We start from the raw sequence: 14061 nt of genomic DNA on the forward strand, positions 1-14061 counted from the left end.
CTTTAAAATCAAAGTGATGATTTTGTTTTTTCGGTGCCCCGCTCTCGGGGAGCGGATCGGGCTTCGTGCGATAAAAGAGAATTGCTTAACATTTTCGTAAAATTTATTGGCTATGGAATTTGGCTTCTGCTAATTTCCGAGCAACTTTCCCGTGGTCAATTAACTGAAATGCGCCATAAAAACGGGAATGATTTTTGCTGGTATCCGTTTATTTAGAATTCTTATAAACACTTCACAAACTTCGATAAGCGATGCTTGTCGGTGAAAAGGAGCCTCGATTATGCAGCAAACCCTGAAGCGTACTTCTTTGACCTTGTTGATTAGCGGCGCGCTGAGCGTCGGCGCCATAAATAACAGTTTGGCGGCGGAAGTGCCGGCCGGCGTTCAGTTGGCGCAGCAACAGAATATTGTGATCAACAACGGCAGCGAAGTGGCTTCATTGGATCCGCATAAGGTCGAGGGGGTACCGGAAAGCAATATCATTCTTAATCTACTTGAAGGGCTGGTGAGCACCGACGCCAACGGGCATGTGGTGCCGGCGGCGGCGGCGAGCTGGGAAAACCAGAATTATCAGCAATGGACCTTCCACCTGCGCCCCGGCGCGGTGTGGAGCGACGGCACTCCGGTGACCGCGCAGGACTTCGTCTACAGCTGGCAGCGCCTGGCCGATCCGAAAATCGCCTCGCCTTACGCCAGCTATCTGCAATACACCAAAGTCGACAATATCGACGACATCCTGACCGGCAAGAAGCCTCCGCAGACCCTCGGCGTCAAGGCGTTGGATGACCAGACGCTGCAGGTGACGCTGAGCGAACCGGTGCCGTATTTCATCAGCATGCTGAGCCACACGTCGCTCAAACCGGTCAAACGGGCGGTGGTGGAGAAATTCGGCGATAAATGGACGCTACCCGCCAACTACGTCGGCAACGGCGCTTACCGCCTGAAAGAGTGGGTGGTGAACGAGCGCATCGTGCTGGAGCGCAGCCCGAGCTACTGGAACAACAAGCAGACGGTGATCAATCAGGCGACCTTCCTGCCGATTACTTCGGAAGTCAGCGACGTCAACCGCTTCCGCAGCGGCGAGATCGACATCACCAACAGCGCGATCCCGCCGTACCTGTACGTCAAGATGAAGCGCGAAATGCCCGAACAGCTGCACGTTAACCCTTATCTGTGCACCTTCTATTACGAGCTCAATAACAAGCGGGCGCCGTTTACCGATCCACGCGTGCGTACGGCGGTGAAGATGACGCTGGATCGCGACATCATCGCCAACAAGATCATGGGCCAGGGACAGATCCCGGCCTACAGTTTCACGCCGACCTTTACGGAGGGCGCGAACTTTACGCAGCCCGCATGGGCCGGCTGGAGCCAGGAACAGCGCAACGCCGAAGCCAGGAAGCTGCTGGCGGAGGCGGGCTACAGCGATGCCAAACCGCTGAAGTTCTCGTTGCTCTACAACACCTCCGATCAAAACAAACAGCAGGCGATCGCCGCCGCATCGATGTGGAAGAAGAACCTCGGTGCGGAGGTCACGCTGCGCAATCAGGAGTGGAAGACTTCATTGGAGAGCCGCCATCAGGGGCAATACGATGTGGCGCGCGCCACCTGGTGCGGCGATTACAACGAACCCAGTGCGTTCCTGAACCTGGTGCTGTCCAACAGCAGTATCAATACCGTGTTCTATAAGAGCCCGGCGTTCGACGCCATCATGGCCGCTACGCTGAAGGCGCCGGATGAGGCCGCGCGCGCCGCGCTCTATCAGCAGGCGGAAGCTCAGCTGGACAAAGACTCCGCGTTGGTCCCGGTTTATTACCGCGTCAGCGCACGGTTGATCAAGCCGACGGTAGGCGGGTTCACCGGCAAAGACCCGCTGGACTATACCGACGTTAAAAATCTGTACATTATCAAGCAGTAAAGGGGTATTCCTTGCGCTAACTCGCGGAGGAATATAGGGAAGGCCGGCCGCCGCATTCGTTCCGCGGCGGCGGGAAAACAGAGTCCGCTTACGGGCAACGCAGGTTCCACGAAGAGCCTGTGATAATAAAAACTGGAGTCGATAAGTATGACCAACATCACGAAGAAAACGCTCATTGCCGCCGGCGTCATCGCCGCGCTGGGCATCACAGCAACCACCTCCGCCTTTGCCGCCGACGTTCCTGCCGGCGTGCAACTGGCCGACAAGCAAGAAATTGTCAAAAATAACGGTTCCGAAGTGCAGTCGCTTGACCCGCATAAAATCGAGGGCGTGCCGGAAAACAACGTCACCCGCGATCTGATGGAAGGCTTGGCGAACAACAGCCCGGACGGTTCCATCGTGCCGGGCGTCGCGGAAAGCTGGGATAACAAAGATTTCAAAGTCTGGACCTTCCACCTGCGTAAAGACGCCAAATGGTCCAACGGCAAGCCGGTGACGGCGCAAGATTTCGTCTACAGCTGGCAGCGCGTAGTGGATCCGAAAACTGCATCGCCTTACGCCAGCTACCTGCAGTACGCCCATGTGGAAAACGTCGATGACATCATCGCCGGTAAAAAAGACAAGTCGACGCTGGGCGTGAAGGCCATCGACGACCACACCTTCCAGGTGACCCTGAGCGAGCCGGTGCCTTACCTGGTTGAAATGACCCCACACTACGCCATGAAGCCGGTTTACAAAGACGCGGTGGAGAAGTTTGGCGAGAAGTGGACGCTGCCAGCCAACTACGTCAGCAACGGCGCTTACAAACTGAAAGACTGGATTGTCAACGAACGCATCGTACTGGAACGCAACCCGGAATATTGGGATAACGCCAAAACCATCATCAATAAAGTGACGTTCCTGCCTATTTCGTCGGAAGTGACCGACGTTAACCGCTACCGCACCGGCGAAATCGACATGACCTACAACAACATGCCGATCGAACTGTTCCAGAAGCTGAAGAAAGAGATCCCGAAAGAGGTGCATGTCGATCCTTACCTGTGCACCTACTACTACGAAATCAACAACCAGAAGGCGCCGTTCACCGATGCGCGCGTGCGTGAAGCGCTGAAGCTGGGCATGGACCGCGACATCATCGTCAACAAGGTGAAAAACCAGGGCGATCTGCCGGCCTACAGCTTTACGCCGCCATACACCGACGGCGCCAAGCTGACCGCGCCGGAGTGGTTCGGCTGGACGCAGGAAAAACGCAACGAAGTGGCGAAGAAACTGCTGGCGGAAGCCGGCTACGGCCCGGGTAAACCGTTGACCTTCTCCCTGCTGTACAACACCTCCGATCTGCACAAGAAGCTGGCGATCGCCGCCGCCTCCATCTGGAAGAAAAATCTGGGCGTGGACGTGAAGCTGGTGAACCAGGAGTGGAAAACCTTCCTGGATACCCGTCATCAGGGGACCTATGACGTGGCGCGCGCCGGCTGGTGCGCCGACTATAACGAGCCGAGCTCGTTCCTGAACATGATGCTGTCCGACAGCAGCAGTAACACCCCGCACTATAAGAGCGCCGAGTTCGACAAGCTGATGGCCAACGTGTTGACCGCGAAGAGCAAAGACGAGCGCGCCGATCTGTATCAGAAAGCGGAAGTTCAGCTGGATAAAGATTCCGCCATCGTTCCGCTGTATTACTATGTGAACGCCCGTTTGGTGAAACCTTACGTCGGTGGCTACACCGGCAAAGACCCGCTTGATAACGTGTACGACAAAAACCTGTACATCATCAAGCATTGATACGGTAAGAGCCGGCGGCGCAGGCCGCCGGCCCATGTTGAGAATAATAAGCCGTCATCAGGCTGTCGCACAGGGTTAGGGCAATGCTTAAATTTATACTTCGTCGCTTATTGGAAGCGATCCCGACACTATTTATCCTTATCACCATCTCATTCTTCATGATGCGCCTGGCGCCCGGCAGTCCATTTACCGGGGAACGCGCATTGCCGCCGGAAGTTATGGCGAATATCGAAGCCAAATACCATTTGAACGACCCGATCTGGAAACAGTACGGTCATTATCTGGCGCAGCTTGCGCAGGGAGACTTCGGCCCGTCCTTTAAATACAAGGACTATTCGGTCAACGATCTGGTCGCCAGCTCTTTCCCGGTTTCCGCCAAACTCGGCCTGGCCGCGTTTCTGCTGGCGGTGGTGCTGGGCGTGAGCGCCGGCGTGATCGCCGCGTTGAATCAGAACACCAAATGGGACTACACGGTGATGGGGTTCGCCATGACCGGGGTGGTGATACCCAGTTTCGTGGTGGCGCCGCTGTTGGTGCTGATCTTCGCCATCACGTTGAAATGGCTGCCGGGCGGCGGCTGGAACGGCGGCGCGCCTAAGTTCATCATCTTGCCGATGGTGGCGCTGTCTCTGGCCTATATCGCCAGCATCGCCCGTATCACGCGCGGCTCGATGATTGAAGTGCTGCACTCCAACTTCATTCGCACCGCGCGCGCTAAAGGCTTGCCGATGCGCCGCATCATTTTCCGCCACGCGCTGAAGCCGGCGCTGTTGCCGGTGCTGTCCTATATGGGCCCGGCGTTCGTCGGGATCATCACCGGTTCGATGGTGATCGAAACCATCTACGGCCTGCCGGGGATCGGCCAGCTGTTCGTTAACGGCGCGCTGAACCGCGACTACTCCCTGGTGTTGAGCCTGACCATTCTGGTGGGCGCTCTGACCATTCTGTTCAACGCGATCGTCGATGTGCTGTATGCGGTCATCGATCCGAAAATCCGTTATTAATCTGGAGCACGCGAATGATGTTGACTAAAAAGAACAGCGAAGCTCTGGAACACTTCAGCGAGAAGCTGGAAGTGGAAGGACGCAGCCTGTGGCAAGACGCGCGCCGGCGCTTTATGCATAACCGTGCGGCGGTCAGCAGCCTGTTCATCCTGGTGTTGATCACGCTGTTTGTGGTGCTGGCGCCGATGCTGTCGCAATTTGCCTACGACGATACCGATTGGGCGATGATGTCCGCCGCGCCAAGCCTGGAATCGGGGCACTATTTCGGCACCGATTCCTCCGGGCGCGACCTGCTGGTGCGCGTGGCGATTGGCGGGCGTATCTCGCTGATGGTCGGCGTGGCGGCGGCGCTGGTGGCGGTGATCGTCGGCACCCTGTACGGCGCGATGTCCGGTTATCTGGGCGGCAAGATCGACTCGGTGATGATGCGTCTGCTGGAGATCCTCAACTCCTTCCCGTTCATGTTCTTCGTGATCCTGCTGGTGACCTTCTTCGGCCAGAATATCCTGTTGATCTTCGTGGCGATCGGTATGGTGTCGTGGCTGGATATGGCGCGTATCGTGCGCGGCCAAACGCTCGGTCTCAAGCGTAAGGAGTTCATCGAAGCGGCGCTGGTGTGCGGCGTCTCCACGCGCAACATCGTGCTGCGGCATATCGTGCCTAACGTGCTCGGCGTGGTAGTGGTGTACGCGTCGCTGCTGGTGCCGAGCATGATCCTGTTCGAGTCCTTCCTCAGCTTCCTGGGGTTGGGCACGCAGGAGCCGCTGAGCAGCTGGGGCGCATTGCTCAGCGACGGCGCTAACTCAATGGAAGTTTCACCGTGGTTGCTGCTGTTCCCGGCGGGTTTCCTGGTAGTCACTCTGTTCTGTTTCAACTTTATCGGCGATGGCCTGCGTGACGCCCTCGACCCGAAAGATCGTTAAGGAGTGCAACCATGAGCACCATTGAACATCCTCAACTGCAAACCGGCGCCGGCGTCAAAACGTCGCCGCTGCTGGACGTGAAAGACCTGCGCGTCACGTTTTCCACGCCGGACGGCGACGTGACGGCGGTAAACGATCTGAACTTCGATCTGCGCGCCGGCGAAACGCTGGGCATCGTCGGTGAATCCGGCTCAGGCAAATCGCAGACCGCGTTCGCCCTGATGGGGCTACTGGCGAGCAATGGCCGCATCGGCGGCTCGGCCAAATTCAACGGCCGCGAGATCCTCAACCTGCCGGAAAATCAGCTTAACAAGCTGCGGGCCGAGGAGATCTCGATGATCTTCCAGGACCCGATGACCTCGCTCAACCCTTATATGCGCGTTGGCGAACAGCTGATGGAAGTGCTGATGCTGCATAAGAAGCTGAGCAAAAGCGAAGCCTTCGAAGAGTCGGTCCGCATGCTCGACGCGGTGAAAATGCCGGAGGCGCGCAAGCGCATGCGCATGTACCCGCACGAGTTTTCCGGCGGTATGCGCCAGCGCGTGATGATCGCCATGGCGTTGCTGTGCCGGCCGAAGCTGCTGATCGCCGACGAGCCGACCACCGCGCTGGACGTGACCGTCCAGGCGCAGATCATGACGCTGCTCAACGAGCTGAAGCGCGAGTTCAACACCGCCATCATCATGATCACCCACGACCTGGGCGTGGTGGCTGGCATCTGCAACAAGGTGCTGGTGATGTACGCCGGCCGCACCATGGAATACGGCAGCGCGCGCGAGGTGTTCTACCAGCCGAGCCATCCGTACTCCATTGGTCTGTTGAATGCGGTGCCGCGTCTCGACGCCGAAGGCGAAGCGTTGTTGACCATTCCCGGCAACCCGCCGAACCTACTGCGGTTGCCGAAAGGCTGCCCGTTCCAGCCGCGCTGCCCGTACGCCATGGAACAGTGCGCGAGCGCTCCGCCGTTGGAGCAATTTGGGGAAGGGCGCCTGCGCGCCTGCTTTAAACCGGTGGAGGCGTTAGTATGACAGCGGTAACCGACAAGAAAGTGCTGCTCGAAGTCGCCGATCTGAAAGTGCACTTCGACATTCATGACGACAAACAGTGGTTCTGGCAGCCGCCGAAAACCCTGAAGGCGGTCGATGGCGTCACGCTGCGGCTGTTCGAGGGGGAAACTCTGGGCGTGGTTGGCGAATCCGGCTGCGGCAAATCCACCTTCGCGCGCGCCATCATCGGCCTGGTGAAGGCCACCAGCGGGCGCGTCGCCTGGCTGGGCAAAGATCTGCTGGGCATGAGCGACGCCGACTGGCGTAAAACCCGCAGCGATATCCAGATGATCTTCCAGGATCCGCTGGCTTCGCTCAACCCGCGCATGACCATCGGCGAGATCATCGCCGAGCCGCTGCGCACCTACTACCCGAAAATGCCGCGTCAGGAAGTGAAGGACAAGGTCAAGGCGATGATGCTGAAGGTCGGCCTGTTGCCTAACCTGATCAACCGCTACCCGCACGAGTTCTCCGGCGGTCAGTGCCAGCGTATCGGCATCGCGCGCGCGCTGATCCTCGAACCGAAGCTGGTGATCTGCGACGAGCCGGTCTCCGCGTTGGACGTGTCGATTCAGGCGCAGGTGGTGAACCTGTTGCAGCAGCTGCAGCGCGAGATGGGGTTGTCATTGATCTTTATCGCCCACGATTTGGCGGTGGTGAAGCACATTTCCGATCGCGTGCTGGTGATGTACCTGGGCCATGCGGTGGAGCTGGGCACCTATGATGAGGTGTACCACAACCCGCAGCACCCTTACACCAAAGCGCTGATGTCGGCGGTGCCGATCCCGGATCCGGACAAGGAGAAGGAAAAACAGATCCAGCTGTTGGAAGGGGAGCTGCCTTCGCCGATCAACCCGCCGACCGGCTGCGTGTTCCGCACCCGCTGCCCGATCGCCGGGCCGGAGTGCGCCAAGACGCGTCCGCTGCTGGAGGGCAGCTTCCGCCACGCGGTATCCTGCCTGAAGGTCGATCCGCTGTAATGCGCCGCTAGCCGGCAACAAAAAGCCCTGCTGAATAAGCGGGGCTTTTTTATCCGATGCGCTGGCGGCGAATCACTCTTTCCACAGAATGTGGCACAGCTTGTGGTCTTTCTCGCGGCAGATCAGCACGCGGGCGAACACGTCGTTGATTGGCTCGCCGTCGCTGTCCGCCAGACCGATCACCACTTCGGCGAAGAAGTCTGGGTTCAGATCGTAGTCCACGTGCTCGCTCCAGTCTTCGGAGGGATCGTACAGTTCTGCGCCGCCGCGCTCTTCAAACTGCAGATTGAACAGCAGAATATCCGCCGGATCCAGATTGTCGCCGGCCAATTCGAGAAAGATGTCGTAGGCCTGTTCCAGCGTTTCGTCTTCGGTAAGGCGGTTATTCAAATCCATAAAAAAATCCTGATAACAAATGATTTGGCGCTATTAAAGCACGCTCGTTGCGGCTTTTACAGCAGCGGGCTGAAAAAGTAGAACAGGCGCTCAACCAGGCGATGCCAGAACGGCCGCTTCAGCCACTCTTTGGCGTTCAGCAACTGGGAACGGGCGATGTAATCTTCCTGCACGCAGGCCAGATCGCTGCCGAAGCCGTCGTCGTCGATCACCAGGGTGATTTCGAAATTCAGCCACAGGCTGCGCATATCCAGATTGACGGTGCCGACCAGGCTAAGCTGGCCGTCAACCAGCACGCTCTTGGTGTGCAGCAGACCGCCTTCGAACTGATAAATTTTCACTCCGGCTTCCAGCAGCTCGGAGAAGAACGCGCGGCTGGCCCAGCGCACCATCATCGAATCGTTGTCGCGCGGCACGATGATGCTGACCTCGACGCCGCGCAGAGCGGCGGTGCAGATGGCGTGCAGCAGATCGTCGCTCGGCACGAAGTACGGCGTGGTCATGATCAGCTGCTCGCGCGCGGAATAAACCGCGGTCAGCAGCGCCTGGTGGATCATTTCCTCGGGGAAGCCGGGGCCGGAGGCGATCACCTGAATGGTGTGGCCGCTTTCCTGCTCGAACGGCATGATGTTGACGTCCGGCGGCGGCGGCAGAATGCGCTTGCCGGTTTCAATTTCCCAGTCGCAGGCATAGACGATGCCCATGGTGGTGGCCACCGGGCCTTCCATGCGCGCCATCAGATCGATCCATTGGCCGACGCCCGCATCCTGTTTGAAGTAGCGCGGATCGACCATGTTCATGCTGCCGGTATAGGCGATATAGTTGTCGATCAGCACCACTTTGCGGTGCTGACGCAGATCCATGCGGCGCAGGAACACGCGCAAGAGGTTGACCTTCAACGCTTCGACCACTTCGATGCCGGCGTTGCGCATCATCGCCGGGTAGGGGCTGCGGAAAAATTGCAGGCTGCCGGCGGAGTCCAGCATCAGGCGGCAGTGTACGCCGCGCCGGGCGGCGGCCATCAGCGATTCGGCCACCTGATCGACCAGGCCGCCGGGCTGCCAGATATAGAACACCATTTCGATGTTGTGGCGCGCCAGCTCGATGTCGCGGATCAGCGCTTTCAGCGTGTCGTCGGTGGTGGTGAGCAGCTGCAGCTGGTTGCCCTTGACGCCGTCGATGCCCTGGCGGCGGTTGCACAGCTGGAACAGCGGTTCGGCGACTTTACTGTATTCGGTGGCGAAGATGCGACGGCTCTCTTTCAGTTCCTTCAGCCAGCGCGCGGTCGACGGCCACATGGCCTTGGCGCGCTCGGCCCGGCGCTTGCCCAGATGCAGCTCGCCGAACGATAAATAGGCCACGATGCCGAACAGCGGCAGAATATAGATAACCAGCAGCCAGGCCATGGCAGAGGGAACCGCACGGCGTTTCATCAAAATGCGCATCGTCACGCCGGCGATCAGCAGCCAGTAGCCGAACACCATGAGCCAACTGATTACGGTATAAAATGTTGTCATAAAGGCGAAAAATCCCGTTCGCAAACCACCAATGATGAGTGTACGCACAGATCGGGCAAGGCGAAACCTTTTATCGGCGCTTATGTTACATAAATATGATGAAGTTAAGGCACTTGCCGAAATTGAAAGGGGGGTTTTTGCCGGTGCGACGTCCGGTATGTTGCCGATAACGGCGGCTTGGATCACGGGCGGAAAGGGCTATAATGCCCGCGGTTGGCATTAGACGAACGAGTGACGGAATTATGAGACGCAGTAGAAATGAAGTGGGCCGTTGGCGCATGTTGCGACAGAGCCAACGTCGCCGGCATCGCTGGCTGGAACGCCAGTCGTGCAGCAATCGCCATATTATCCGGGTGCGGCGCCGCCTGGACGATCAGCATCGGCGTGCGCTGCTGTTTGCGGTATCCTGCGAGTGGTAAAACGAAAACAGTCCCGAGAGGGACTGTTTTGTTATGGCGTCAGGGTTATTTGCCGAGGTAGGCGTTGAGCATCCAGACCTGTTTTTCCTGCTCTTTGATATAATCGCTCATCAATGACGCGGTGCCTTCGTCGCCGGCGTCTGCCGCTACCGTCAGCAGTTCACGCTGCTGCTGCAGCAAGATTGAATACCCTTCCAACAGGCCGCGCAGCGTGCCCTTATCATCGGTCACGTTGGTGTGTTCCTTGATGTCGGCGGTTTTCAGATAGTCGCTGAAAGCGTGACGCGGCTGCGAGCCCAGCGTCAGGATACGTTCCGCCAGCTCATCCACCTTGGTCAGCAGATCGTTGTAAGTTTCTTCGAATTTCGCGTGCAGCTCAAAGAACTGCGGGCCGGTAATATTCCAGTGATAGCCGCGCACGTTCATATACAGCACCTGATAATTCGCCAACAGCGCATTCAGCGCTTCGGCGAGTTTTGCCGATTGTTTACTGTCGAGGCCGATATGGGTTTTCGCTGCTTTCTTCGCCGTTGCCATAATAATCTTCTCCTGATTATTCGTTCCAAGGGTAGACAGAATCAATTTCCATAGCTGTTACAGTAACCGGATTTATCGCAGGGTTAAACACGATAACAGGCATCATTACCATCGCTTAAACCGATGACGATAAATCCGTCGAGCAAATTGCCGAATCAGTTTACGCAGGATCCGCCGGCGAAAAAAGCCGCTTTTATCGGTTACTTGCGCAGCGCCAGTTTTACCACGCCGGCGCCCAGCGCCATTAACAGCGCGGCGGCGATCAGCACCGTAATAAAGGCGCGATCGAAGGCCAAACGCGCCAGCTGCGTCAGCTGCTGCGCGCGATCGGCCGCCATTCCGGCGGCCAGCCGCAGGGCTTCGTCGATACTGTCGTAGGCCAAATCGCTGACCGGCAGCGCCGCCGGCAGCGCCAGGCTGTGACTGTAGACCGCCGTCATCAACCCACCGAGCAGCGTCACGCCCAGCACGCCACCCAGCTCGTAGGAGACGTCTTCGATAGAGGCCGCCATGCCGGATTTCTCCTCCGGCGCGTTCAGCATGATGGCGGTGGACGCGGCGGTGATCACGCCGCCGAGGCCAAAGCCCACCAACGCCAGGCTCACCAGCTGCGGTGCCATGCTGCTTTGATACCACAGGGCGAGGCCGGCGATGCCGAAGGCGGTCAGGACGAAACCGCCGAGGATGATGCTGCGCTCACCGTAGCGCGGCAACAGTAAACCGGCCATTGGCCCCGCCAGCGCCGAGGCCAGCGGGATCGGCAAGATGAACAGCGCTGCCTGCAGCGGGCTGAGGCCGAGCACCAGCTGCAAGCGTTGGCTGAGCACCAGCTCGACGCCGATCAGGGCCACCATCGACAGCAACGCCACGCCGATGCCGCCGGCGAACAGCCGGTTGCGGAACAGGGAGAAATCGATCATCGGGTGAGCGCTGCGCTGCTGACGACGCACAAACAGCACCAGGAACAGGATGCCGATCAGGGCCGCTGCGAGCAACGCGCTGAGGTCAGGCGCCGGCTTGCTCAGTTCCTTCAGCGCATAGATAGCGCCGACCAGACCGATCATGATCTGCACCGAGCCGACGATATCGGCGGGGCGCGGGTTATCGCCGCCGCAGCGGGGGATCAGTTTCCACGCCAGCGGCCAGACCAGCAACACCACCGGTACGTTGATCAGGAACACCGATCCCCACCAGAAATACTCCAGCAGCAGGCCGCCGACCACCGGGCCGATGGCCGCGCCGCCGGAGGCCACCGAGGCCCAGATGCCGATCGCCAGCGCGCGTTCGCGTTCGTCGGTAAAGACGTGACGCACGATGGACAGCGTGGCGGGCATCATCATTGCCGCGCCAACGGCGAGGAATACCCGCGCGGCGATCAGCCACTCGGCGGTGGGCGAGAAAGCGGCGCACAGCGACGCGACGGCAAACACCGGCAGCCCGGCGAGAAACAGCCGCTTATGGCCGATGCGATCGCTCAGCATGCCGGCGCCGGGCAGTAGCCCGGCGACCACCAGCGGGTAGGCGTTGACGATCCAGAGTTTTTGCGATGCGCTGGCGTCCAGCGCCTGGGTTAAGCGTGGCAGAGCGGTATAGAGCACCGTCATGTCGATAACAATCAGGAACAGGGCGCTGGCGACCATTGTCAGGATTAACCAGCGGTTCTTGGCGTACATAAGTCATAATCCAGTTAACGTGGGAGGCGCGAAGGCACCGCCATTGTGGTAACCCTCCGGCGATGCCGGGTGGTATACTGGCGATAATATATATCCATACGTTCGTATTGAAAAGAAGGGTTTCTTAATGGGACGTCAACGCAGCATCGATCGCGACAAAGTTTTGGACACCGCCGAAGAGATCGTCGCCACCCAGGGCGCCGCCGGCTTGACCATTGACGCCGTCGCCAAAGCGATGGGGATCTCCAAGGGCGGGGTGCAGTACTGTTTCGGCAGCAAAGACGCCCTGATTGATGCCATGTTCGATCGCTGGGGCAGTGCCTACGAGACGCTGTTCGCCGCTATCGCCGGTGACGATCCTTCGCCGCAGACCGGCGTGCGTGCGCATATGTTGGCGACGCAAAGCTCGGATCAGACCGCCAGCGCCAAGGCCGCCGGGCTAATGGCGACGCTGATTCAAACGCCGGAGCATCTGGCGAGCACGCGTGAATGGTATCGCAGCCGCATCGCCGGTTTGGATTTGACGACGGAAGAAGGCAAGCGCGCGCGCCTGGCGTTTCTCGCCACCGAAGGCGCCTTTATGCTGCGTTACTTTGGTTTGATGGATATCGACCAGGCGGAATGGGAAACGATGTTCACCGATATGCAGGCGTTGATTTTAACTGAGGGTGCCTATCGCACTGATAGCTAGTAAAGCCCGCAGTGAAAGGCGTATGTTTATCGCACAAGATATTCCCTCGAAGAACTTTTTAGCCAGCCACTCCGTGCTGGCTTTTTTTTTGCCTGCGGCAAGCTTCGGAGCAAAGGCCCCCTGCGTGCAGGGGGCTCCGGACATTACTTGCGCGCGTCCAACAGTTGCTGGGCATTCTCTGTGGTAACGACGGTCCACGGAATGTAGTAATGCTTCTGCGTGCCACCCTCCCATTTCAGATCCTTGGCGTACTGCTTCCAGATATCCGACTGTGGTTGATAGCTTTCACCTTTCACGGCGCGCAGCGCGACGTCAATGGAACCCTGCATCTGGCCTTTGGCATCTTGCAGAATAGAGACCATTTCACCGGCCTGCACCGCATGAATCGCGTCGGAGACGCCGTCAACGCCGGCAATCGCGAAGTCCTTCACATTCAGGCCGGCGCCTTTGATCGCTTCGATAGCGCCCAGCGCCATCTCGTCGTTTTGACCAATCACGCCGTTGATTTTACCCCGGTGCTTCTGCAGCCAGTTTTCCATCAGCGGCTGCGCTTCCGCGCGTGACCAGTTGGCCGTTTTGCGCTCAAGTACCGTGACCTGGCCGGCGCCGCACTCGGCAATCGCTTTATCGTTGCCCTTGCCGCGCTGGATCTCGCCGCTGCCGCCTTTCGGGCCTTCGATAATCACCACGTTCACCTTCTGGTTCTTGCAGTCGAGTTTGTCCAAGACGGCTTTGGCTTCCAGATACCCCCCCAACTCGTCATTAGACACCACTTCAGACGTCATCGCGTCCGTGTTCAGGCGCGCGTTGGTGACCACCACCGGGATTTTGGCTTCGTTGGCATTAGTGACGATATCGATATTGGCCTCAAAATCCATCGGGTTGACGATAATGGCATCGGCGCGCGTTTGGATAGCGGTGGCGGCCTGATCGTTTTGCACCGATGCATCATAACGCCCATCGTAGAAGGTCAGCACGGCTTCGCCGCTTTTCACCGCCGGGTGTTCCTTCCCGAACCTTTCCATCAATTGCACGAACTCGGCTTTGTTGCCGTACATCAATACCGCGATTTTTACCGGGGCGGCCTGAGCTGCCGACAGGCTACCGAGCATCATGGCAGAGGCAAACAACGCTATCTTGGTCTTATTCATGGTTTTCTCCTGGTAGAGTTG

The 14061-nt window shown here is 58.6% G+C and carries 13 protein-coding genes; 8 read left to right on the forward strand and 5 right to left on the reverse strand.

What is annotated here, in order from left to right:
- The first annotated feature begins 280 nt into the window (after window positions 1-280).
- The 6 genes from N6G83_RS04405 (at window position 281) to oppF (ending at window position 7656) form a co-directional block, all read left to right on the forward strand.
- Window positions 281-1918 carry an ABC transporter substrate-binding protein gene (locus N6G83_RS04405; RefSeq protein WP_049207077.1) on the forward strand — a complete coding sequence of 546 codons (1638 nt, stop codon included), beginning with the start codon at window positions 281-283 and terminating at the stop codon, window positions 1916-1918.
- A 147-nt stretch (window positions 1919-2065) separates the two neighbouring features.
- Window positions 2066-3703 carry an oligopeptide ABC transporter substrate-binding protein OppA gene (gene oppA, locus N6G83_RS04410; RefSeq protein WP_049207079.1) on the forward strand — a complete coding sequence of 546 codons (1638 nt, stop codon included), beginning with the start codon at window positions 2066-2068 and terminating at the stop codon, window positions 3701-3703.
- Between the two features lie 83 nt (window positions 3704-3786).
- On the forward strand, window positions 3787-4707 hold the full coding sequence (gene oppB / locus N6G83_RS04415; protein WP_004932150.1) for an oligopeptide ABC transporter permease OppB: 921 nt from the start codon (window positions 3787-3789) through the stop codon (window positions 4705-4707).
- A 14-nt stretch (window positions 4708-4721) separates the two neighbouring features.
- Window positions 4722-5630, forward strand: a complete 909-nt coding sequence (oppC, locus tag N6G83_RS04420) for an oligopeptide ABC transporter permease OppC (RefSeq protein WP_025303073.1) — start codon at window positions 4722-4724, stop codon at window positions 5628-5630.
- A gap of 11 nt (window positions 5631-5641) precedes the next feature.
- Entirely contained in the window at window positions 5642-6658 is a 1017-nt protein-coding gene (locus N6G83_RS04425) for an ABC transporter ATP-binding protein (RefSeq protein WP_043142468.1), read from the forward strand.
- Window positions 6655-7656, forward strand: a complete 1002-nt coding sequence (gene oppF / locus N6G83_RS04430) for a murein tripeptide/oligopeptide ABC transporter ATP binding protein OppF (protein WP_025303071.1) — start codon at window positions 6655-6657, stop codon at window positions 7654-7656. Before N6G83_RS04425 ends, oppF begins: the two co-directional genes overlap by 4 nt.
- Before the next feature lie 72 nt (window positions 7657-7728).
- Here oppF and N6G83_RS04435 read toward each other — a convergent pair whose 3' ends face one another.
- Both N6G83_RS04435 and cls read right to left on the reverse strand, forming a co-directional pair.
- A complete protein-coding gene (locus tag N6G83_RS04435; RefSeq protein ID WP_004932139.1) occupies window positions 7729-8052 on the reverse strand; it encodes an HI1450 family dsDNA-mimic protein in 324 nt (107 codons plus the stop codon).
- A gap of 56 nt (window positions 8053-8108) precedes the next feature.
- Entirely contained in the window at window positions 8109-9569 is a 1461-nt protein-coding gene (gene cls, locus N6G83_RS04440) for a cardiolipin synthase (RefSeq protein ID WP_025303070.1), read from the reverse strand.
- Window positions 9570-9811: 242 nt separating this feature from the next.
- Between cls and N6G83_RS04445 the strand changes: the two genes are divergently transcribed.
- On the forward strand, window positions 9812-9988 hold the full coding sequence (locus tag N6G83_RS04445; protein WP_025159792.1) for a YciY family protein: 177 nt from the start codon (window positions 9812-9814) through the stop codon (window positions 9986-9988).
- A 45-nt stretch (window positions 9989-10033) separates the two neighbouring features.
- Here the strand turns inward: N6G83_RS04445 and N6G83_RS04450 are convergent, their stop codons facing one another.
- Window positions 10034-10525 carry a Dps family protein gene (locus N6G83_RS04450; protein WP_004932132.1) on the reverse strand — a complete coding sequence of 164 codons (492 nt, stop codon included), beginning with the start codon at window positions 10523-10525 and terminating at the stop codon, window positions 10034-10036.
- A 200-nt stretch (window positions 10526-10725) separates the two neighbouring features.
- Entirely contained in the window at window positions 10726-12198 is a 1473-nt protein-coding gene (smfY, locus tag N6G83_RS04455) for a multidrug efflux MFS transporter SmfY (RefSeq protein ID WP_025303068.1), read from the reverse strand.
- Between the two features lie 127 nt (window positions 12199-12325).
- Here smfY and N6G83_RS04460 point away from each other — a divergent pair, with 127 nt between their 5' ends.
- Window positions 12326-12889, forward strand: coding sequence for a TetR/AcrR family transcriptional regulator (locus N6G83_RS04460; protein ID WP_025303067.1), 564 nt, complete (start codon window positions 12326-12328; stop codon window positions 12887-12889).
- Window positions 12890-13032: 143 nt separating this feature from the next.
- On the opposite strand, the gene N6G83_RS04465 is transcribed toward N6G83_RS04460, so the two are convergent.
- Window positions 13033-14040 carry a substrate-binding domain-containing protein gene (locus tag N6G83_RS04465; protein WP_025303066.1) on the reverse strand — a complete coding sequence of 336 codons (1008 nt, stop codon included), beginning with the start codon at window positions 14038-14040 and terminating at the stop codon, window positions 13033-13035.
- Between the last annotated feature and the right edge of the window lie 21 nt (window positions 14041-14061).

The sequence above is a fragment of the Serratia sp. PL7 genome (genome assembly GCF_945957435.1).